22 protein-coding genes are annotated in these 21966 nt (G+C 61.3%); 13 read left to right on the forward strand and 9 right to left on the reverse strand.

What is annotated here, in order from left to right; all coding sequences use genetic code 11:
* Positions 1-117 precede the first annotated feature (117 nt).
* From ACLFLU_RS39905 to ACLFLU_RS39925, 5 genes are all read left to right on the forward strand, one after another.
* Positions 118-1398: a hypothetical protein gene (locus ACLFLU_RS39905; RefSeq protein WP_426410092.1), complete on the forward strand. Its 1281-nt coding sequence runs from the start codon at positions 118-120 to the stop codon at positions 1396-1398.
* A 575-nt stretch (positions 1399-1973) separates the two neighbouring features.
* Entirely contained in the window at positions 1974-2843 is an 870-nt protein-coding gene (locus tag ACLFLU_RS39910; RefSeq protein WP_426410093.1) for a hypothetical protein, read from the forward strand.
* Positions 2844-3064: 221 nt separating this feature from the next.
* Positions 3065-3343, forward strand: a complete 279-nt coding sequence (locus tag ACLFLU_RS39915) for a hypothetical protein (RefSeq protein WP_426410094.1) — start codon at positions 3065-3067, stop codon at positions 3341-3343.
* Between the two features lie 107 nt (positions 3344-3450).
* Positions 3451-3837 carry a nuclear transport factor 2 family protein gene (locus ACLFLU_RS39920; protein WP_426410095.1) on the forward strand — a complete coding sequence of 129 codons (387 nt, stop codon included), beginning with the start codon at positions 3451-3453 and terminating at the stop codon, positions 3835-3837.
* Positions 3838-4116: 279 nt separating this feature from the next.
* Positions 4117-4815 carry a helix-turn-helix transcriptional regulator gene (locus ACLFLU_RS39925; protein ID WP_426410096.1) on the forward strand — a complete coding sequence of 233 codons (699 nt, stop codon included), beginning with the start codon at positions 4117-4119 and terminating at the stop codon, positions 4813-4815.
* 153 nt (positions 4816-4968) lie between these two features.
* Here ACLFLU_RS39925 and ACLFLU_RS39930 read toward each other — a convergent pair whose 3' ends face one another.
* From ACLFLU_RS39930 to ACLFLU_RS39940, 3 genes are all read right to left on the reverse strand, one after another.
* Positions 4969-5406, reverse strand: coding sequence for a hypothetical protein (locus ACLFLU_RS39930; protein WP_426410097.1), 438 nt, complete (start codon positions 5404-5406; stop codon positions 4969-4971).
* A 212-nt stretch (positions 5407-5618) separates the two neighbouring features.
* Positions 5619-6308, reverse strand: a complete 690-nt coding sequence (locus ACLFLU_RS39935) for an aspartate/glutamate racemase family protein (protein WP_426410098.1) — start codon at positions 6306-6308, stop codon at positions 5619-5621.
* 316 nt (positions 6309-6624) lie between these two features.
* Entirely contained in the window at positions 6625-7086 is a 462-nt protein-coding gene (locus ACLFLU_RS39940) for a cache domain-containing protein (protein WP_426410099.1), read from the reverse strand.
* Positions 7087-7497: 411 nt separating this feature from the next.
* Here ACLFLU_RS39940 and ACLFLU_RS39945 point away from each other — a divergent pair, with 411 nt between their 5' ends.
* Complete coding sequence (locus ACLFLU_RS39945) at positions 7498-7707, forward strand: hypothetical protein (RefSeq protein ID WP_426410100.1); 210 nt, start codon at positions 7498-7500, stop codon at positions 7705-7707.
* A 532-nt stretch (positions 7708-8239) separates the two neighbouring features.
* Positions 8240-8485, forward strand: a complete 246-nt coding sequence (locus tag ACLFLU_RS39950; RefSeq protein WP_426410101.1) for a hypothetical protein — start codon at positions 8240-8242, stop codon at positions 8483-8485.
* A gap of 485 nt (positions 8486-8970) precedes the next feature.
* Here ACLFLU_RS39950 and ACLFLU_RS39955 read toward each other — a convergent pair whose 3' ends face one another.
* Together ACLFLU_RS39955 and ACLFLU_RS39960 are read right to left on the reverse strand one after the other, a co-directional pair.
* Positions 8971-9222 (reverse strand): hypothetical protein, encoded by a 252-nt coding sequence (locus ACLFLU_RS39955; RefSeq protein WP_426410102.1) that lies wholly within the window; start codon positions 9220-9222, stop codon positions 8971-8973.
* A gap of 496 nt (positions 9223-9718) precedes the next feature.
* Complete coding sequence (locus ACLFLU_RS39960) at positions 9719-10135, reverse strand: SRPBCC family protein (RefSeq protein ID WP_426410103.1); 417 nt, start codon at positions 10133-10135, stop codon at positions 9719-9721.
* A gap of 246 nt (positions 10136-10381) precedes the next feature.
* On the opposite strand from ACLFLU_RS39960, the gene ACLFLU_RS39965 reads away from it, so the two are divergent.
* The gene (locus tag ACLFLU_RS39965; protein ID WP_426410104.1) at positions 10382-10606 is read left to right on the forward strand and encodes a hypothetical protein; all 225 of its coding nucleotides are present in this window, start codon (positions 10382-10384) and stop codon (positions 10604-10606) included.
* A gap of 148 nt (positions 10607-10754) precedes the next feature.
* Here ACLFLU_RS39965 and ACLFLU_RS39970 read toward each other — a convergent pair whose 3' ends face one another.
* A complete protein-coding gene (locus tag ACLFLU_RS39970; RefSeq protein WP_426410105.1) occupies positions 10755-11651 on the reverse strand; it encodes an alpha/beta fold hydrolase in 897 nt (298 codons plus the stop codon).
* Positions 11652-11935: 284 nt separating this feature from the next.
* On the reverse strand, positions 11936-12979 hold the full coding sequence (locus ACLFLU_RS39975; protein WP_426410106.1) for a serine hydrolase domain-containing protein: 1044 nt from the start codon (positions 12977-12979) through the stop codon (positions 11936-11938).
* Positions 12980-13159: 180 nt separating this feature from the next.
* Here ACLFLU_RS39975 and ACLFLU_RS39980 point away from each other — a divergent pair, with 180 nt between their 5' ends.
* Positions 13160-14140 (forward strand): alpha/beta hydrolase family protein, encoded by a 981-nt coding sequence (locus ACLFLU_RS39980; RefSeq protein WP_426410107.1) that lies wholly within the window; start codon positions 13160-13162, stop codon positions 14138-14140.
* Here ACLFLU_RS39980 and ACLFLU_RS39985 read toward each other — a convergent pair.
* Positions 14137-15492 (reverse strand): serine hydrolase domain-containing protein, encoded by a 1356-nt coding sequence (locus tag ACLFLU_RS39985; RefSeq protein WP_426410108.1) that lies wholly within the window; start codon positions 15490-15492, stop codon positions 14137-14139. The genes ACLFLU_RS39980 and ACLFLU_RS39985 overlap by 4 nt on opposite strands.
* Positions 15493-15634: 142 nt before the next feature.
* On the opposite strand from ACLFLU_RS39985, the gene plsY reads away from it, so the two are divergent.
* Entirely contained in the window at positions 15635-16309 is a 675-nt protein-coding gene (plsY, locus tag ACLFLU_RS39990) for a glycerol-3-phosphate 1-O-acyltransferase PlsY (RefSeq protein WP_426410109.1), read from the forward strand.
* A 7-nt stretch (positions 16310-16316) separates the two neighbouring features.
* Here the strand turns inward: plsY and ACLFLU_RS39995 are convergent, their stop codons facing one another.
* The gene (locus tag ACLFLU_RS39995; protein WP_426410110.1) at positions 16317-17942 is read right to left on the reverse strand and encodes an amidase family protein; all 1626 of its coding nucleotides are present in this window, start codon (positions 17940-17942) and stop codon (positions 16317-16319) included.
* Between the two features lie 147 nt (positions 17943-18089).
* On the opposite strand from ACLFLU_RS39995, the gene ACLFLU_RS40000 reads away from it, so the two are divergent.
* From ACLFLU_RS40000 to ACLFLU_RS40010, 3 genes are all read left to right on the forward strand, one after another.
* On the forward strand, positions 18090-19244 hold the full coding sequence (locus ACLFLU_RS40000) for an acyl-CoA dehydrogenase family protein (RefSeq protein ID WP_426410111.1): 1155 nt from the start codon (positions 18090-18092) through the stop codon (positions 19242-19244).
* A gap of 201 nt (positions 19245-19445) precedes the next feature.
* Positions 19446-21410, forward strand: coding sequence for a methyl-accepting chemotaxis protein (locus ACLFLU_RS40005; RefSeq protein ID WP_426410112.1), 1965 nt, complete (start codon positions 19446-19448; stop codon positions 21408-21410).
* Between the two features lie 118 nt (positions 21411-21528).
* Positions 21529-21963 (forward strand): hypothetical protein, encoded by a 435-nt coding sequence (locus tag ACLFLU_RS40010; protein ID WP_426410113.1) that lies wholly within the window; start codon positions 21529-21531, stop codon positions 21961-21963.
* The last annotated feature ends 3 nt before the right edge of the window (positions 21964-21966 follow it).

The raw sequence follows: 21966 nt of genomic DNA on the forward strand, positions 1-21966 counted from the left end.
TTATTGTTGGAGAAAAATTGATGGGCGCTGGTACGAGGCGACCACGAAGTTTGCTGATCCGGGAAACTATCACGCGTACCCGATCGACGAGGAGGGTCTCCCTCCGGAGCTACGAAAATGAGCGGATTCGAAATTGCGCGGTCTTGGCTTCCACGTCCTGGCAAGACTGAAGCTGATGCGACGCTTGCCAGATTGCACATTCAAATCGAAGACAAGTCTGTTTCCGATTTTTTAGACAGCCGTGAGCAAAAGCATTCACTCGAAATTCCCGCCTATTATCTCGCGGAATGGGTGGCTGAAAACTGGTGGCCACTTCTGTGGGAGCCCAAGAAATCGGAAGACGCCGTCTTCGACGCGGCATTTGTTCGCCGACATTCTTTCCTAGCTGCTCAGCGCGGATTCGCATTACCCGACGTTCAAATTGTTTCAGTTGGCAAGTCAGTTGAAGTCTCGGCCGCTGCTCGAACCTCGGATTTGGCGAAGGTAAGATTCTTCAATCGCGCTTCGGCATCGCTCGATCGGAAGGAAGTTGAGAAGGTCTTACGTCAATTCATCGAAGGTGTGGTCGCTCGCCTCGAAGAGGCGCACATAGCCGACTCCTTCTTGCAGGCTGCCTGGGCGTTGATTTCGTCCACCGACGAAGAGGAAGCACTGTTTTGCAGACTCGCAGGTGCCCTTGGAATATCGCCGTACGAAATTTCCGAGCCGATTGCCGAGCTTTTTGAAAGGCTCGAAGTCACCTTGGGGGCGAAGGTGCTCCTCGATTTATGCCAAGTGGCGACCATTGAAGACTTTCCCGAAATGGCGAAGGTTACTGAACAAGCGGTAGCGCTCACGAAGAACGCACCGACGTCGACGCTATCGCCATTATCAACGTTCAAGATGCCATCGGACAACGTCAATGCTGTTGCTCACCGATATGGCGTGCGCACTGCGGACTATTTACGCCGGCAATTGGGCATTAAGGACACGGATCCGAATGGCGCGACCAAGATATTCGAGAAACTGCACGTCGATCCGAAAAACCGTGTGCTTCAAAAGCACACTGATTTTGATGAAGCTTCAGTAACAGGTGCGGTTGTTCGTCACGATGACGAGATGCAAATAGCATTGCTCCAAGAAACCGAAACGAAGCGCCGTTTCTCCGCAGCGAGAGCCATATTCTCCGCATGGTCGGCCGAAGACAACGAAAGCATGCTGCTCACCTCTGCAGTCACACGTGATCAACAAGCCAACAGAGCATTTGCGGCTGAGCTTACATGCCCATTAGCGATCGTGCGTTCCAAAGCTAAATCCGGAAGACTTACAAGTAGTGCCATATCAGACTTAGTTGCCGAGTTGCACATAGGCGCGGACGTTGTCAGGAAGCGGGCTACTGACAACGGTATCCACGTTTGATCGGAATGTACCGCGATCGTACTCCATCGAAGAAGTTGGCATGGCTATTTTCATTCACCTGACCCGCCGGGGACCTCCAGAACGTGAGGTGCTGGTGAACCTCGATCGAATACTGCTTATTCAGCCCGGCCAAAACGGCGGCTCCACGATCCTATTTGGGCACGAACATACAATCGCGTTTGTCGAAGAACCTGACGCTGTCCATGAAAGGATTGCGGCCGGCCCGTATGTGAGGACCCATTAGATCGGTGAGGCTCTGATGGCTTGCGGCACTCTAGACAGCGTTGGCCGATGCTGACAACGAGAGTGCGAGCGCAATCATTGACGCACTGGCCAAGGCCTACGGCGTTCCGGCGAACGACTTACCGTGCCTAGGGCAATCAACCGCAACGCTTGTGAGAGAAGTCGCCTCCGCACGGCCTTTGTCCTCTGGCTGCTAATTGCTCTGCTGGGGGATGCCCGCCAGATTTGGGCGCTAGACTGATCTGTTAGTTACCGAAAGATGGCAGTTGTCTTCGCACGCCCTGTCCGGTTGCATGCCCTCTTTGGTGTGATCTGTTTGCTATGGGGCTCAGATGGAATGGAGCAGCGCGCTAGGCTCTATCGCTTCCTTTGTTACCGAAACATGGAGCAAGACGCCTGCTCCAGTGCAGACCATCATGATAGCGGCTTTCGGCACCTTGGTCGGCGCATACGTTGCTAGTCGGGCACAGGAGAAGCGTCGGGTTATCGATGAATTGAAGGCTGTCCACGTCGCGTATGGTCTCTGCTTCACCATCGTCAACAAAGCGCTGGCGATAAAACGGCAGCATATTCGTCCCATGAAAACTACTTATGACGAGGCCGTCGAGCGCTACGATAATTTCGTCGTCAATCCGGTGGGCGTGTTTGAGCTCGATCTGGACCTCAAGACTCTCTCGCAACCGCGCTTCGGCGTATCTGCTCTCGAAAAGATTGTCTTTGAGAAGTTCGCACTGGGTCACCGCGGCATAGCCGCCGCGACCTCGCTCGCGGACGCAACGGAGGATCTCCGACTATCGATCGACTATCGAAACAATCTCATCTCGGAGTTCCAAAAAAGGCAACCTATGCCTCACCTTGAACGCATCGCGTTTTACGTGGGAGCTTACATGGAAGAGCAAGTTGACCAGCGTTTTGGTCACAACATAGATGCACTCAATCATCAAGCCGACGATTGCATCTTTTTCGGAATGACGCTTGCGGATGAATTGCTGCGTCTTGAGAGAAAGCTGCACGCGCGCAAGGGTTGGAAATATCGTTTGGGCGTACCGCGACAATATCCGGCGAACTGGTCAATCGCCCAAGAGCAGAATTTAATCCCGAGCGACGATCAATATGCCGATTGGCTAAGAGGGTTTGGAAGACCGCCCAGCGCGTGGCGTCGACTGCGGGATTTTGTCAAAGGCGCGAACGCGCATGCTTAGTTGTTCAAGCGCGGCGGACCTAGTACTAGCTATGCGGCTCATGCTCGGTGTAGCGGCCGGTTAAGTTCAATTGACGCGCGGAGCGACGTCTTCCAAGTCCGGAACTCCGATAGCATCTGCGGAGCAATTTGCTAAACGTTGATCCTACGGGCTGCCCCGACCCATCACACAAGGTGCCCATTTCTATGCTTCCATTCCCACCCGACGCGATCGTCTTCGACATGGACGGGCTGCTGTTCGACTCGGAGCGATTGTATCTGGAGGCATTCCTGGCGACAGCAAACGAGGGCAAGTACAACGCCAGCCGCGATACGTTCCTGCCGATGCTCGGCAGATCTTGGCAGGAGAATCGGACTCATCTCGCCGCGCAGCTCGGCCCAGGCGCCTCCGTCGACGATTTCAGGGTTCTCTGGCAACGGCAATTCGAGCAACGTCTCGCGGCTGATGCGGCGCTACCGGCGCTGAAGACGGGCGCTCGCGAGCTGGATCTCGGGCGTTAAGTGCACTGTCATCGTAAGCACCGGCAGCGCCGATTTCCTACTGCCAGAATCTGTCACTACCCCACGCTAGGTTTCCTTTCAGTTCACCAATCACTGAAAGGAAAACCATGAATAGCCAGAGCAGCGGCACAGCGTTGCAAGTCGCCAAGACCTATGTCGAGGCCATCGCCAGCAGAGATGTCGATACGATCGTCTCCGTTTCGGCGGACGACATTGTCTGCACGTCGCCGATCGGGCGGATCACCGGGACCCAGAGGTTTCGCGAGTTCCACGCCGGGTTCGCCCGCATGATCAAGACGGTGACGATACTCGCCACCTACGGCGACGATCAGCAGGCGGTTGTCGTTTACAGCGCGGACACCCATCCGGTCGCCAGCGCCATCGTCGCGGAACTGCTCAAGGTGAAGAATGGCAAGATCGCGTCGACCGATGTGATCTATGACGCGACACCCTTTGCAGCCTACATGGCGACCCGGACGCAGGCTCAGCGGTGAGGCGCTGGTCGCGATGTGACCCCGGTCCAGGCCATCGAAGCGGCGCGGCTACTCGAAGCCGCGCCGCCATTCTGCAGTAGCTAACTGCCAAGCTCGTAGGATGGGTTGAGCCCTTGCGAAACCCATCGCCTCGACGGGCGGACGCGGTATCTAGCAACTCTTGCTGGCTCGATCCGATCGTGAGGATGAAACTTGATGGGTTTCGCTTCGCTCTACCCATCCTACGAGCTGCGGCTGGCTGCTGCCAATTTTTGGCAGGATAAGTGTTAGACTTGCACCATGTCCAAGAGCCAGCGCCTGTTCGACCTCATGCAGATCTTGCGGCGGCACCGTCATCCGGTGTCGGGCAGCAATCTGGCGGCTGAGGCAGGCGTGTCGTTGCGGACGATTTATCGCGACATCGCCGACTTGCAGTCTTTGGGCGCGCAAATCGAGGGTGAGCCGGGCTTCGGTTATGTGCTGCAGCCCGGCTTTCTCCTTCCTCCACTGATGTTCTCCGAGCAGGAAATCCAGGCCCTGGCGCTCGGCGCACAATGGGTGTCCCGTCAGACCGATGATGAATTCGCACTGGCCGCGCGTAACGCGCTCGCAAAAATCGGTGCCGTACTCCCGTCCGAGCTGCAACACAAGATCGACGACAATGCCTTTCACGTGGGTCGCAGGCCGAAGCAGCCTGAGGCCGTCGATCTTCGCATCGTGCGCCAGGCCATGCGCGACCAACACAAGCTTTCCATTGTGTATCGCGATCCGAAAGGCGCGAAAACCACCCGGACGATCTGGCCGATTGGCGTCGCCTTTTTCGATTCCCGGCGCATCCTCGCCGGCTGGTGTGAAATGAGGAAAGACTTTCGCTCATTCCGGGCGGATCGGATCGAGAGGATCAAGCTTAAGGCGGAACGCTATCCCGGTCGCCGACGCGACCTCGTCAAGCAATGGCGGGCCCAGGTCGACGCGGATCGCCGCAAGGCTATGGATTGACTGGCCAAGCTGCAACGAGACCGCCCTCACCCGATCGCGAAATCCGCCGCGGCCTCCGCGTGGATGGCCGTCGTGTCGAACGTCTCGACCGATGTATCGGCGGCCCCACCAGCATCGTGATCTCGGTGCAGCCGAGGATGATAGAAAGATCGATCACACTACGAGAATTCCGACCGCCAAGATTGTCGACAAAACGCTGAACGCGGTGACATTCGCATCCCATAACCACGGTCCTACCGGCGATCGAAAGGGCAGGTAGCCATTTTGATCATAGAGTGCGCCGCCAAACAGCTTTCGCACGAGTAGCGCGGCGAAAAAGGCCCCGTAGACCGCAGCGCCAAGCGCCCCTGCAAGCAACAGCCTTTCTTTCGGAAGCGGCCCGTTCAGCCAAATTAGGCAGAGGGCGATGACCGCGATGCCAGTATAGCTAAGTACCTGCCACACGACGTGGAAGCGTGCGTGCGGCGTCCATAATGGATTGGTTGCATGGGTGCGGTTGAAATCGGCTTTGATCGTCACGAAACCATATCCGATGGCTGCGAGCGTCAAAAGAGCTCTTGATAGCAAGTGTCCGTCGCTAATGCTTTCCATTGGCAGCCCTCAAATCGAGAATTGTGATTTTCATGCCCGTCAATCATTCCGGCTGTATCCAATCACATCCAAGACCGGGATGGCTACTTCCGATGCTGGCCCATCGCCGACATACCACGGCCATGAGTCAACGACCGATTTTGCCCCAAAACAGACAACGGCTAAAATCTCGGCTTCAAATGGCGAGCATCTAGCGTCCCGTCAGGTCACAATCATCCGATCGCGAAATCCGCCGCCGTCTCGGCGTGAATGGCCGTCGTGTCGAACGTCTCGACCGATGTATCGGCGGCCCCCACCAGCATCGTGATCTCGGTGCAGCCGAGGATGATGCACTCTGCACCACGCGCCACGAGCGCAGCCATCACGTCCTGATAGCGGCGCCGCGAGGGCTCTGCGACGACGCCGAGACACAGCTCGTCGTAGATGATGCGATTCACGTCGGCGCGCTCGTCGGCAGACGGAATGAGGACATCGAGATCATGCGCGCGCAGTCGATCGATGTAGAAATCCTCCTCCATCGTGAACTTGGTGCCGAGCAGCCCGACTCGCCGGTATCCCTTGGCCCGGATGCGCTGCGCCGTCGCGTCGCCGATATGAATGAACGGAATGGTCAGCTTCGACACGATATCGGGCGCGAGCTTGTGCATCGTGTTCGTGCACAGCACGATGGCGCGGGCGCCCGCGCGTTCGAGGCGCTGCGCGACTTCCGCGAGGCTCGCCGCCGCCTCGGCCCAGCGGCCGGCATATTGCATCTCCTTGATGTCCTGGAAGTCGTAGGAATACATCAACAGCGGGGCCGAATGCAGCTTGCCCATGCGATCGCGGACGCGCTCGTTGATGAGCTTGTAATAGAGCGCGGTGCTCTCCCAGCTCATGCCTCCAATCAGGCCAATGGTTCGCATCCCGGTGCCTTTCGAAATCTGGCTCGCGCCGATCGTAGACGAGGGCGACGGGCTGCGCCATCACAGAAGCGGACATCAGCCAGCCGACAATCTCCGCTGAGACCGACGAAAATGACCCAAAGCCGGCATGAGCGGCGCAAGATTGCTGCTGCGCGACCTGATCCCGAATCCCATTTTCTTTAGCCGCTGTCTGTGGTGCGCGACGACAGCGTATGAGACGGCGCAGCGCGACTGACCGGTCACGCGAGAAAATAGCATTGTGTGGGCGTCAGAGTTCGGCAGTTCGGCGCCCATATGACGGTTGATTTGGAACGGACTACTTGTAGTAACCGACGCCGCATCCCAGGCCGGCGACCGCAGTAACTAAGCTCGCCTTCGGCACCCACGTCTTGTCAGCGCCGGGCTTGGGGGACATGTAGCTGACCTCATTGATCTGGCCCTCTTTTGCTTCGTCATAGAGCCTCGGGCCATACAGGTCGCCCGTAGGGTCCTTAAATGTCCTCACATCCTTGCCGAGCAACTGCTTTACGTTGAGATTGGCATTCGCGACGAGGAGTCCGTCGCTGAGATTGAAGCAGAACGGATAGATGTCGCCAGCAAGGAAGCCGTTTTCGTCCTTGTTGATCTGGTCGAGCGTCTTGGCCTTATCGGCTTTGATGGCCGCAACCGTCTTTTCAAGCATGGCCTTAGCGTCCGCCGCAGTACCTTGCGCGAATGCCGTAGTCGAAAACAAGACAGCCATGGCGCCTAGCGCGCCAATCGGGAGCTTACGAAACATGGATATTTCCTCCCCGCTCTTCGAGCAATTTGCAGTTGTCATGCACCGTGCGTAGGACGCAAGGATCATATCCAAACATTGCCCAATGACCAATCTGCCAGAGGAATTGGCGCGCGAATGTTAGTATTTTCGTACCGGAAACAGTGCTCGTCAGAGCAGATAACGTGATTGAATGGGGTTGCGGTTGCTGCGTCGCAATTCGTCTCCTTTTGGCGCATCGCGACACACTGCGCTGCCGGACGTTTTTGGTCGCGATAGGAGCAAAGCGGACTTCGTCACCAGCCACATGACGCCGCTGGGTTTATAGGTACACGGCCTAGCTGGATTGAACCCGAACCGGCCTCGACGACACTATCTCCTGCAGAAAGAACGACCTCACCCATCCATGGACGATACGGGGGAGCATCTCGCATGCGACAACGAAACTGGCGATTGATTGCGGTGGGCACGGTGCTGCTGGTACTGGCCGTGCTGTTCTTCCTGTCGATGCGCGACATGACGCTATGGTCGAATGATCCTGTCGCCCTGATGCGCACGGTCGGAGAGGTCTCCGGCGCCGTCGGCGGCATCAGCCTCGTCATGATCGTGTTCGGCCTGATCGGCCGCAAAGCGCCGGTCTGACAAGGCGTCCCTACATTCCCCCCCAGTAAGGATAACGATTGCCTCCATCCGACGGAGTTGGCCCGGGGATTGGAACCCGAGACGCATGCGGTCCGTCCGCAGAACCCCGAACCGGACCCGCGAGGACGCCTTGATTGGTGCGAACAACGGCATGTCGGTGATGTGAGTGAGACGCTGCGGAGACGGTCGCCGATGCACACAGAGCAATCAGAAGACACAGGACCGAAGAGAAACGCATCGCATCCTCCGATTCTCGCGGCTCGCGTTTTCCGGCTTCGCCGATCCGCCGACGGACTCAAATAATTCCCCGCGAGGCAGCAGTGGCATTTCGGCAGTTGATGTCGAGACGTGGGATTGCCATTGATCTGAATCAACATGCTGATCGCCGCAAAGCACCGACCTGGCGCGGCGTGTTTCCGGACTGCAGGTCACGGTGGCATCACGCCTCCGCGACGATGGGAATAGCCGGTCTTCGATGCCAATCTGAATGTCAGAACCGCGCGTCTCGCGTGGAAGCCATTCGGAGGCATTCATGATCACCTCGAAGCTGTTGGTTGCGCTCGCACTCGTCTCGACGATCGGCGCCGTATCGGCGCAATCCTTCCATCCGTCGGTGGCCGGGAAGGAAACGACCACAAAGCCCTGGACGGCGCCGATCGGCCATCGCCAGCCTCGCGTAGCCGACCTGCCCGCAACGATCACGGGACCGCTGGATTTCCTCGACCAGGAAGATGCCAGTGTCGACCGCAAGATCAGCGGAATTTGCCGGGGTTGCTGAGCCGGCCGAAATGTTCGGCAGGTCTGGGGTCGGCCCCAGAGCGCACGTTAACAGTCAGTCTTTCATGCCATCGAGACCGGGATGATCTTTGTAATGTCGTCCTGAAGCACAGTGTCTATCCGAGCGATGAAATCGCCGACCGATGTCCTCAATCTCAGAAGCTCATCTTCGCGTTTTGACCTGAAGCAGAAGTTTGCGGGCGGCTCCTTTATCGGCCGATCTTCTTGATGCAAGTGGGTTCGCTGCTGGGGTGAGGTATGCAATCCCAGTCGGGTCCAAAGCCCGCATTGGCGTTCCGCTGTGGCAGGAAAGGGTAATAAACCACAACGGCCGCGAAGATGGTGACAGCGATGATTGCCAGCACCAGCGTCCATGCAATACCCGCACGATCCGGACTCCAGTGGAGCAGTCGAATGGATCGATGCTTCCTTGGATTGGGATGCTTCACTGCCGCATCAGCGAGGTGGTCTGGCGATCATGCGCATTCAAGCGATTTCGCCGCCTCTATCGACCTGAGGGTCGTCCCTGCCAATCCCGAGCTCGAGAGCCGCAGCGATCCGCTCCAATCCGGCGTTCGTTCGGCGCGTTTCGGCAATCTGCTGCTCGTACAGATCGATCATCGTCGCGCCGGACGGGGTACGTTGGCGCATCACACGCATTGCCAAGATCGATCCACCCACCATCAGGATAAACGGCCACCACGAGTACATGGCAAGTAGTATATCGCGCACGGTCATCCACAACCTCCTAGGCCAGGCAACTTTGGTCAGTTCCGATGGTTTTTCTCGAGAGCAGCAGCGATCCTCTCTATCGTAGCGCTCATCCGATATGTCTCGGTGAGGTGTTGCTCCCGCAATTCAATCATCGGGACCCCAGAGGCTGTGCGTTCCCGGCAAAAATGCCCTAACACGAACCATCCCGCAGGTACCAAGATGATTGGCCATGCGTAGTACACGACAACAGCCCAATCGTAGGCTTCCATGCGATTTGCACCAAAACTCTCGACCACAGCGTCGATCACAACTTAAGCGCTAATCATTCAAAACGCACGTGAGGCACGCGCTCACGATTAATAGATCGTTGCCGGGGCCGCCGCGACCCGACTGAATCCAGCCTGCATCCTGAGGCATCTCCGCAAACGGCAGCCTGTCTGGGTCTGTCCATGGGCAGAGGAGGAGCCGTCGCGTCGACAGCGGCATACGGCCCCGCCTCCATCCGTTGCCCGGCGCGCCCTTACGACGTCTTCTGCTTCGCCTCGACGTATCGCGCAAAACTGTCGAGGATCGCCTGCCAGCCGCCTTTCTGCTGCTCGACCGAGTGCGTCTCCTCGCCATCGAAGACAACGCGAACGACGACGCCCTTCGGGCCGGGCACGAACTCGACCTCGGCCTTGCGATCGCCGAACGCATATTCGATCAGCTTGTGCTCGACGATCGTCGTGTAGGTGCCGGCGAAGTCAAAGCCCATGCTGCCGTCCTTGGCCTCCATGCGGGACGAGAACACGCCGCCCTCGCGCAAATCGACCGTCGCCTTGGTCGTATGCCAGTCGTCCGATGCGGCGTTCCACTTCACGATGTCGGCGGGGGTCGTATAGGCACGCCAGACCTGATCGATGGGGGCGGCGACGCTGGTTTCGACGGTGATTCTCATGGGTATTGCTCCAGTTCAATCTTGACGGCTCGGGATGACGACATCACGTCACGTGTGCGGGGTCCAGTCCAGCACGTCCGGGACGTGTCTGGCCAAGGACGGACGAGACAGGTCCATGCCGACACGCCCGGGCCGTCAATAGGCAAAAAAAATGTTGGAGAGAAGCCCTGGATGTTCGTATCATCCGCTCCAAAGGGCGCGCGCAGGCTTTAGCGCCAGCTGGGACCGCTTTTCCGGGAGCTTCAGATGGCCGCGGCAACATGCCTCAAGTGCGAAGGGCACGCTTTCGAGCGCGGTCGCATCATGCCGCTCGGCGAACAGCACGCTGTGTCCGTATTACAGTGCGCCGACTGCGGGGCAGTGGTCGGGATATTGGACACGCAATCGTCGATCGAGAGCCTGCACAAGCAGGTCGCAAGCATCGACGCCGGCATCATGCGCATCGTCAAGGCGATGCAGGATCTGACTTGAGCGCTGATCGACAAATACTGGTTCGGGTATGAAGCAGATTTGGCGCAAGCTGACGAGACGCTCGACGCCAGGCTCGCGGCCTTGGTCGAGTCATGGCGACGCAAGTAGATTGTCGGGCATGATCAACCGATCCGATCGCGACCCGCGATCAGGTGAAGAAGTCCCTGAGCTTATCGACCACGAGCTCCGGCGCCTCTTCGGGCAGATAATGTCCGCAAGGCAGGCTTTCGCCGCTGACATCCACGGCCTTTTCGCGCCACGTCGCACGCACGTCGTAGGTCGATCCAACGACGCCTTTTTCGCCCCAGAGCACGAGCAAGGGGCAACCGATCCGCTTGTCTGAATCCGCCGCGTCGTGGACCAGGTCGATGCCGGCGGCCGCCCGGTAATCCTCGCACACCGCGTGCAGCGTCTCACGCGTATAGCAGCGGCGGTACTCCTCGAAAGCGAGCGGGTCGATCGCGCCTGGCGTCTTGTTCTGCTTGTTGATGTGCGCCTGGAGATAGAAGTCGAGATTGTTGCCGATCAGGGTTTCCGGCAGCGGCGCCGGCTGGCTCAGGAAGAACCACCACATGTAGCGCATGGCGAAATCCTTGGTCACCTTCGCATACATCGTCGCTGTCGGCGCGATATCGAGCAGTGCGGCCCTGGTCACGGCGGCGGGATGATCCAGCAGCAAGCGGTGGAGGACGCGTCCGCCGCGGTCGTGACCGGCCGCAAGGAAGCGCTCGAAGCCGAGCGAACGCATCACCTCGACCTGGTCGCGTGCCATCTCGCGCTTGGAATAGTTGACGCTGTCCTTTCCGCCGTCGGGCTTGCTGGAATCGCCGTAGCCCCGCAGATCCGTCAGCACGACCGTGAACCGCTCGGCAAGCTTTGGCGCAACCTTGTGCCAGCACACCACCGTCTGCGGATGGCCATGGAGCAGCAGGAGCGGCGCGCCCTCGCCCTTCACGAACGTATTGATCTCCGCGCCATCAGTCTTGATGCGGCTGCGACGAAAGCCAGGCAACAATTTTTCGATCCGGTCGGCGTCCACGGTCATCTTCTCCTCCGCGAGAGCAGGCAAATTTATCATGGCCGAGCCGATCGCGCCTGTAGTGGTTGCCGCCAGCGACATCAGGCGGCGTCGCGACAGCGCTGGAGCTGCCGTGTCGGTTAGATGTTCTGCTTGGTCACTGCCGGGCATATCGCGTTCCAACGGAGGAATTGAGCCTTCCGGGAAGGTGCCGGCCCGACCGGCGAAAATCCAATGTCAGGTCAAAATATGATTATGCATGCTTTGCATAAGCGGGCGGGAGGCCTGACGCATTGCCGCCAATGCCTCGATCAGTCCCGCGACGTCGCCGGCAGGATATAGCGATCCAGCAGGTCGAGCTCGGGCGCGACCATGTTCTTGGATTCTCGCCCCGCGTTGAAGACGACGACCATGTCGAGCGCGGGGATGATGATGGTCTTCTGTGAATTGAAGCCGAGCGCGGCGGCCCATTGAACGGTGCTGTCCTTGTCCGGCGAATGCCCCACCCACCACTGATAGCCATAGGTGAGCGCTGGCTTGTCCGTCTTGATTTGCTCGGCCGTCGATTGATCCACCCAGGACGCCGGAATGATCTGCCTGCCGTCCCAGGCGCCATGGTTGAGGACGAGCTGGCCGATCTTCGCCCAATCGCGCGGGCGGAGGCTCAGGCCACTCGCCGACGTTGGGAGGCCGCTGACCGGAGTCCTGTACCAGGCAGCATCCTCGATGCCGAGCGGTGCAAAAATGTTCTCCTGAGCCAGCACATCGACGCCCTTTCCGGTGACCTTCTTCAAGATGGCGCCGATCAGCTCCGTTTCCGCATTGTTGTACTGGAAGGAAACGCCGGGTACCCTCTCGAAGCCCAATCCCGCCGACATCGTCAGGAGATGGCGCAGCGTGATCCGATCCTTGTCGGATGCACGCAACCCCGCATAATCGGGGAGATACGACACGATCGGCGCATCCAGATCCCTGATCAGGCCGCGATCCATGGCGATGCCGACCAGCAGCGAGACCACGCTCTTGGTCATGGAATAACCGTTGTGCCGCGTGCTCGCGTCGTAATTGAGCTGATGCGGATAATCGTAGTAGCTCTCGTAGACGAGCACGCCGTGCCTGATGACGACGATGTCGTCGACATTGGCGAGCTTGCCGCCGCGGATGCCCTCGTCCATCGCGCAGAGCAGCGCCGCGTTCAGCCCCTGCTTGTCCGGCGAGCTCATCGCCCATCCGTCATGGATCTCCTGAGGAATGCCGCAACCGGATGCAGGCTCGGCCCCGAACGCAAGGGGAGCTCCGATGGGACTTAAGGCGACGGCACACACGGCTGCAACGACGGCGATCCACGTCCGCATGTCAGGCTCTCCCCCACCATTGCCCGCGACGAGCAACCCAAGGATGCCGTTCAGTGTGTGACCGTTTTGCGGCGTTGCAGGTTTTGAAAGAGCCTTCATTTCAGGCACACGCCTGAATGCAACACAGTCCGGCCATGTTGCTCCACTAGGTCAACGCCAAATTTTTTTGGAGCGGCATCGATGCGCCGGCACTATTGGTTTTGCCTCGCCTTGCTCTTTTGCCTGACCTCGTCCGCGCAAGCGGCGGGCATTCAGCTTCTGGACACCGACCCGACTTTGGCGGGCGCGATCTGGTACCCTTGTGCGGGGGAGCCGCAAGCAGTGTCGCTCGGCAGGCTGACGTTGAATTTCATCGACACCTTGCAAGGCGTGAAAGATTGCCCCGTCTCCGGGAGCAAGCTGCCGCTCGTCATCGTCGCGCACGGCCGCGGCGGCTGGTTTGGCGGGCATGACGATACCGCGCAGGCTCTCGCCGATGCCGGCTTTGTCGTCGCCGCCATCAATTATCGCGGCGACAACGGCGCCGACCGTTCGCAGAGCGAAAGCCTGTTCACCATCACTGCACGCCCGACCGATACGATCCGGCTGCTGAACTTCGTGTTGAACGACTGGCGCGATCGCGCGGTGATCGACCCCGAAAAGATCGGCTTCTTTGGTTTTTCCGCCGGGGCCTATACGGGATTGATTTTGGCGGGCGCCAACCCGGACTTTCAGAAGATCGCGCCGTTCTGCACCGAGAGCAACAATTCGCTGGGGTGCGAACAGTTTCGCAACGGCAACATTCCGCCCGAGCCGCCGCACGACCCGCGCATTCGCGCCGCGGTTCTCGCCGACACGGCGCTGAACTTCATGTTCTCGCCGGAGCGACTGGCCGGCGTTCGAATTCCGCTGCTGATCTGGCGATCGCAATCGGGAGGCGGCGGTGTCGATCCCAAAGATGTGGTGCTGACGGCAAGCAGCCTGCCGGGCAAGCCGACGGTTCATGTCGTCCCAGCCGGTCACTTCGCGTTCCTGGCGCCCTGCACGCCGAAATTCTTGGCCGAGTTGCCGCGATTGTGTGCTGATCCGCCGGGCTTCGACAGAACCGCGTTTCATCTAGAGCTCAACGCGAGCATCGTGAGCTTTCTGCGCGATCAACTCGCGATCGAGCGCAAACCTTAAAAGCCCGCGGCCACGATGGCGCGCAGCAGTTTGGCGTTGCTGAAGCCGATATCCTCGCGCGTCAACCCCATCCGCAAAATCACCAGCTTGCGCGAGGGGATGATGGCGATCACCTGGCGGAGATGTCCTTGCATCATGAAGGTATCGGCGGGGAGATCGAAGCCCTGGCCCTTGGCCAGCCAAATCTGGCCGCGACCGTAGACGGGGCCGTGGCCCTCATCGGACACCGGCGATGGTGAGCGCATATAGTCGACGAAGCCCGGCGGCAGAAGCTGCTCGCCGTTCCATTTTCCGCCCAATCGCAGGAATTCACCGAACCGCGCCCAATCGTGCGCGGTGGCAAAAAGGAAGCCTTCGCCGCGAAACGTGCCGGCCTCGTCGGCCTCGAGAACGGCGCTGGTCATGCCCAACGGATTGAACAGCCGCTCACGCGGGTAAGACGGAGCCATCTCGCCAACCGCGTCCTGCCAAAGCCGCGTCAGCAAGACGGACTCAGCGCTGGAATAGTTGAATCGCGTACCCGGCGGAGCGTCCAGCGGGAGGTCCCGTGCGAAAGCTGCTGTATCCCTCACCAGATATTCCATGCGCCCGGGATCGGTGATGCGCCCCTGATCTTCGCTCCATTTCAGTCCGCCGGTCATGGCCATCAGATCGGCGATCGAAATCTCCGCGCGGGCATCCCCCGCCCATTGCGGAAACAGATGCTTTTGATCGAGCGAAATCTTGCCATCCTTGATCGCCATGCCGACCAGGGCCGCGGTGACGCTCTTGGTCATCGACCAGCCCTGCAGGGTCGTTGCAGCGCTAAAACCCCGGCCATAGGCTTCAGCGACGATACGCCCGTCGTGGACGACGACGATGGCGCGCATGCCCGGGCCTTGCAAAGCCGGATCGTTCACCGCCGCCTGCAAGCGTGTGTCCTCGGACAATTCCACCTTCTCGCCGGTTGGCCACAGCGCATCCGCATTTGCCCTGGGCGGGAGTTGCTGCGCGGCGGGGCGCTTCCAGGACTGGTCGTTCAGGACGTTGGTGCAGCCCCGGCCCTCGATATATCGCGCGTGACGTTCCGCAATGAATCCGAAAAGGCCTGCATCGACGCGGTGATCGGCGGCGTTGACGTCGATCTTCACCCAGCGGAAGATTGGATGCTCAACGGCCACCAAATCGGCCTGCACGATTGCGTCCGGGTCGCGCCCAGCCATGAAGACATTCCAGCAGACGGTCTTCGCCGCAGCGGCAGAGACGAGCTGCAATACATCCTGGCGGGCGATGACGATCCAACCGCCGAACCCCAATATCGCCAACGCTAGAATGCCGACGACAATGCCGAATATCCTGAGCGCCATACGCATAAATGTTTCACCCGAGCCCCGGGGCACCTTCTACTACAGCGGGAAGATGGTTCCAAGGGACCGGCCCATGGCGGTCACGCCAAGTCGTCGATAGAACAGCGTTTGCGAGACACTGGACACAAAACCCGTTGGAAACAAAACGATGGCTCTCTGGATTGCAGGCGCGGTTGGGTTGGTGATCGCCTATCTGCTCGGCTCGATTCCCTCGGGCTATCTGGCGGGGAAGCTGCTTCGCGGCATCGACATTCGCGAACACGGCTCCAGGTCCACCGGCGCCACGAATGTGTTGCGGACTCTCGGCAAATGGCCTGCGCTGGTGGTGCTCATCGCCGATGTGCTGAAGGGCGTGGCTGCGATCTTCGTTGCGCGCTGGTTTTGTCCCTGGCTTTACGCGGCGCTATCCTCATCGCCGCCGGCCGTGTCAGATCTGCAGATCTGGGTGCCATGGGCGGTGTGCCTCGCCGGCATTGCCGCGCTGCTGGGACACGGCCGCTCGATCTGGTTGAACTTTACGGGCGGCAAATCGGCTGCGACCGGGCTCGGCGTGCTGCTGGCGATGTCGTGGCCGGTGGGACTGGGCACGGCAGCGATGTTCGGCGCCGCGCTGGCGATCGGCCGGATCGTTTCGCTGAGCTCGATGCTCGCGGCAGTGACGGCCATCATCCTCGTCTGCGGCTTCGCGCATCCGTTGCCCTATCGGCTGCTGGTGGTCGCAGGCGGCCTCTACGTGATCATCCGCCACCGCGCCAACATTCAACGGCTGCTGGCGGGGACGGAGCCGAGGCTGGGTCAGAGCAGCCCGGAAGCGCAAGTCTGATGCGCGATCAATTCACCGCCTGAAGCGCGGCCGGCAGGCCGGGCGGGGCTTTGCGCATGTTCGAGGCCTGCTCATAGGCATAGGCGAGACGCAAGAGCTTGTGCTCGCTCCAGGCGCGGCCCGCGAAGGTGATACCGAGCGGATAGTCCGGCGTGTCCTTGTCGCCGGCCCCGGAGACGAAGCCTGCGGGCACCATGACGCTGGGATAGCCGGCCTTCGCCGAGATCACGCAGCCGCTGCTGCCGGGAAACAGCACCGCGTCGAGCTTGTGCTGGTTCATGTAGGCGTCCATGCCGCGCGTCCTGGCGGAGAGCAAATCCATGGCGCGCGCCGATTTGTACTCGCGCTCGCTTAAGTCGCCTTTGGTGAGGTCGGCGGCGAGAAACAGGTCCTGGCCAAAGCGCATCGCCTTCTCTGCGTTCGCCGCGTTGAAGGCGATGATATCGGCCATGGTCTTGATGTCGGTATTGGTAGCCCAATCCTTCAAATAGAGATTGAGACCGTATTTCAGCTCGTAGAGAAACACGATCGGCGACCCCGTTGGATTGCCCTTGTTCTCGCTCAGCGGATTGCGGTTGAGCACGGCCATGCCGGTGCCCGGCCCGCCGAGCCAGCCACGCGTCGGCATATTGGCGCGCACGATGACGGCGCCGAGATCCTCGAGCACCTTGATCGCCTCGCTCATCACCTTGGCCCATCCGGGTGGCAGCTTGCCGTAGTAGCGATCGTTCAGCGGATCAGTCGGGTCGCTCGGTACACCGATGCGCGCGCCCTTCATCGCATCGCGCGAGAGGCCCGCGGTGTAGTCGGCCGGCCGTCGCTGCCGCTTTGTCGCGGGATCGAGCGGATCCTGGGCCGCCAGCACGTTCAGAAGCATCGCCGCGTCGCGCACGGTGCGCGTCATCGGGCCTGCGGTGTCCTGGCTGTGCGCGATCGGCACGATGCCGGCGCGGCTGATCAAGCCGACGGTTGGCTTCACCGTAACGAGCCCGTTCTGGCTGGCGGGGTACAACAGCGAGCCGGACGTCTCGGTGCCGATCGACGCCGCGCACAGGCCGGCCGCCACAGCGACCGCCGACCCCGCGCTCGAGCCGCCTGGTGCCACGAGCGGGATGTCGTGATCGCCCATCAGCGCCGGCGCATAGGGATTTCTCACCTGACCGCCCAGCGAGGAATAGCCCGCGGGCATCTCGATCGCGAGGATGTTGGCGAACTCGGTCAAATTCGCCTTGCCGAGGATCACCGCGCCGGCCTTCCGCAGCAGCTTGACGACGGTGGCGTCACGCCTGGCGCGCGCACCTTCCAGCGCCAGCGAGCCCGCCGTCGTCGGCTGCTTGTCGGAGGTCGCGATGTTGTCCTTCAGCAGGATCGGCAGGCCGGCCAGCGGGCGCTTGGCCGACGGCTTGGTGCCGTCGAGCTTGCCAGCGATCGCCAGCGCGTCGGGATTGAGCGCGCGGACGGAGTTCAGCATCGGCCCGTCGCTGTCGTAAGCCGCAATGCGCGCGAGATAGGCTTTTGCGAGCGCCGTTGCGGTGACCTGCCCAGCCGCCAGGGCATCGATGATGTCGCTCATCGGCGCAACTTCGAGCCGCAGCCCGGGCGGCGCCGCAGCGCTGCGAATTTGCTTCTTCATCGCGTGCCTCTCAGGCAAATAAATGCTACACAACGTAGCATTTATTCCAATTGAGCGACAAGCCAACCCTCCACCTTGATCGTCCCCATCAAATAGACCACCATCGCAATTCACCGCTCACGCCAGAATGAGCGAGGAAACGCGGACATGGACGCAACTGTCGGAAACGATCTCGTCGAGCGGGCGCGGGCCATCGTGCCGCTGATTGCGGGTGAGGCAGGCGAGATCGAGCGGACGCGGCGGCTGACGCCTTCTGTCGTCGACGCGCTGATCGAGAACGGGCTCTATCGCGCGCTGCTGCCGCAGAGCCTCGGCGGGTCGGAAGCGCCGCCCGAGATCTTCATGCAGATGCTGGAGGAGATCGCGAAGGCCGATGCGTCCACGGCCTGGTGCCTCGGCCAATGCAGCGTCTGCGCGATGATCGCAGCCAGCCTCGACCACGACACTGCGCACGAGATCTTCAACACCGCGCCCGGCATTCTCGCCTGGGGCGCGGTGGCGCATGAGGCCCGCGCGGTCGAGGGCGGCTACCGCGTCACCGCGTGCTGGGATTTTGCCTCTGGCTCGCGGCAGGCGAGCTGGTTAGGGGCGCATGTCCGCATCGTCACTGCCGACGGCACGCCCCGGAAGACTGCCGATGGCGCGCCGGAGATGCGCACCATCCTGTTCCCGCTCGCAAGCGCCGTGATGCACGACGTCTGGCAGGCGATCGGGCTCGCCGGCACCGGCACCGATTCCTACGAGGTGAAAGACCTCTTCATTCCCGATCGCTTCGCCGCCTTCCGCGACGTGCCGAGCGCCTTGCGCGAGCCCGGCCCGCTCTACCGGCTTCCGACCGGCTCGACCTTCAGTCTCGGCTTTGCCGCAGTCTCCCTCGGCGTCGCGCGCGCAACGCTGGATGCGGGAATCGCACTGGCGCGCGCCAAGCACCAGTCATTGGCGGCAAGCGCAATGCGCGACAATCAGGCGGTCCAGGGCCTGATCGGCCGCACCGAGGCGGATTTGCGCGCCGCGCGCGCCTATCTCTATGCGACGGCCAATGCGATGTGGCGCGACCTCTCGGCGACCGGCACGTTCAGCCCGGCGCATCGCAGCGCCGTTCGCCTCGCAGCGACCTGGACCATTCAGCAGTCAGCAAAAGTGGTCGACACCGCCTATCACATGGCCGGCGCGACCGCCGTGTTCCGCAGCAATCCGTTCGAGCGACGGTTCCGTGACATGCATGCGATCACCCAGCAGATCCAGGCGCGCGACACGCATTACGAGGACGTCGGCAAGATGATCCTTGCCGAAAACCGCTAGTCTTGCACGCGAAGCTGCGGCGCTTTGTCTCTGCCCACGGCGAATGGCCAATCACTCCATGCGCTTACCGCATTGAGTCATGCAAAAGCGGGGGTGCGAATCCGTTGAAACACGGGGGCCATGCCGGCCTTGTTGTTAAGCAATTTCTGGGACCGTTCCGGGAAAACCAAGATCAATCTTTGGAATGCCCGGGAATTTCCGATGTTCATGCTCAAGTCGATTGCGGCCCGCCTGATTCTCACCATCGCGCTCACCGTTGCGGTGGCCTGCGCCATCCTCTCCGGTTTCTCGATCAGCCAGCAACGTGCGCTGACCCGGATGGCGCTCGATCAGCAGCTCAAGCTGCAATATGAGAGCGTCATTGCAGCGATCGACTATGAGGGACGTTCAGCCCTGGCGGTCTCCGCCGTGATCGCGGCTCTGCCGCCGGTCGGCGACGCCATCGTCAAGGGCGACCGCGACAGCCTGCTTGCGCTGCTTGGCGACGCCAACAAGGCGCTGAAGGCGCAGGGCATCCCGCTGATCACCTTCCAGCTGCCGCCGGCGATCTCGTTCTTCCGCGTCCACACGCCCAAGACTTTCGGCGACGATGTCTCCGGTCGCCGCGCCACCGTGGTCGAGGCGCTCAAGACCGGCCGGCAGATCGTCGGCGTCGAGCCGGGCCGCGAGGCGCTCGGCATCTTCGGCATGACGCCGATCGTGCGCGACGGCAAGAATATCGCCAACGTCGATATCGGCGCCGCCTTCGGCAAGGAATTCGTCGACCGCGCCAAGAAGCGTTTTGGCATCGACCTTGCGGTCTATTCCGTCGACGGCGCGTCGCTGAACAAGCTGTCGTCGACCTTCGGCGAGAACGCCGTCGCCAAGCCGGACGAGCTGAGAGCCGTGATCAACGGCGCGCCGCTGCTGCGCGAGGCCGAGCTCGACGGCCACCCGGCCGAGGTCTATGCCGGGCCGATCAAGAACTACGCAGGCCAGCCGGTCGGCGTGCTCGAAATCATCAAGGACACGACCGCATACGAGGCCGCTTTCGCCGCCTCCGAACGCAATCTGATCCTCGGCACAGTCGCGATCCTCGCAGCCGCTATCCTGCTGGCGTTCCTGCTCGGGCGCGGATTGTCGCGGCCGCTCACCGCGATCACTGGGGTCATGAACAAGCTGTCGAGCGGCGACACCAGCGTCACCATTCCCGGCAGCGAGCGGGCCGACGAGCTCGGTACCATGGCCAAGGCCGTCGATGTATTCCGCGGCAACATGCTGGAATCGGTCGCGATGCGCGAGGCGCAGGAGGCCGACAAGGCCAGGGCCGCGGTCGAGAAGCAGGCGCTGCAGCGCCAGATGGCCGATCGCTTCGAGGCCGACGTCAAGGGCGTGGTCGCAGCGGTCGCCAAGGCGACCGAGGGCATGCAGCATGTCGCCGGCGAAATCACCTCCAGCGTCAACGGCACCTCGCAACGCGCTTCTGCCGCAGCGACCGCGTCGGAAGAAGCCTCGACCAGCGTCAATGCGGTCGCGGCTGCGACCGAAGAGCTCGCCTCCTCCGTCACCGAGATCGGCCGCCAGGTCACCCATTCCAGCCAGGTCGCCAGCGGCGCGGTGGTCAAGGCCACCGAGACGACGGAGATGGTCACGAGCCTTGCGGCCTCCGCCGAGCGGATCGGCGATGTGCTGCGCCTGATCAGCGAGATCGCAAGCCAGACCAATCTGCTGGCGCTGAACGCCACCATCGAGGCGGCCCGCGCCGGCGAAGCCGGCCGCGGCTTTGCCGTGGTCGCCTCCGAGGTGAAGGAGCTGGCGAGCCAGACCGCGAAAGCGACCGACGAGATCGCGACCCAGGTCAATGCGATCCAGGCGGCGACCGGCAATTGCGTCACCGCGATCTCCGACATCAGCGGCACCATCCGCGAGATCAGCGGCATCGCCACCACGATCGCCGCCGCTGTCGAGGAACAGGGCTCGGCGACGCGGGAGATCGCCCGCAGCGTGCAGCAGGCGTCCACCGGCACCACCGACGTCTCGGCCAACGTCGCCGGCGCAAGCCAGGCCGCGGACCAGTCGCGCGCGCTGGCCGGCAATGTCATGGTTGCCTCAGGCGAGCTTGGGCAGCATGCGTCGGCGCTGATGAAGAGCGTGGATACGTTTTTGGCGGGGCTGCGGGCGGCGTAAACGCCGCATGACCAGCCGCGATCTGCTTGTCCTAAATCAAGTCTGGCGCAGCAAGCCTGCCTCCGAATAGGCTGTCGATGGCCGCGCCCAAGCGCCGCCTCACAGCACGGAGAAGGTCATGGGGTTCTCGAACTCTCTGCGTATTGCCGTTCTCGCCGCGGCCGGTGTCCTGCTCGCCACGGGCGCCCAGGCTGGCCCGATGCCGACATCTGTGGCGACGATCAAATCGATGGTCGATCCTGTGACCACCGAAGTGCGCTGGGGCTACGGCTATCGCGGCGGCTACGGCTATCGCGGCGGCGGATGGGGCTATCGTGGTGGCTATGGCTATCGTGGCGGCCTGGCCTATCGCGGCTACGGTTATCGCGGCTATGGCTATCGGGGCTACGGCTACCGGGGCCTTGGCTACGGGGTCGCCGGCGCCGTCGTCGGCGCCGGGATCGCGAGCGCGTATTACGGAGGCTATGGCGGTTATTACGGCGGCGGCTATGGCGGCGGCTACAGCTACGTCGACGACTCCTGCATGCCCTCCGGCCCCTACTCCGGCTACTAGAAG

It is taken from the genome of Bradyrhizobium ganzhouense (assembly GCF_049949285.1).
Classification (GTDB): domain Bacteria; phylum Pseudomonadota; class Alphaproteobacteria; order Rhizobiales; family Xanthobacteraceae; genus Bradyrhizobium; species Bradyrhizobium ganzhouense.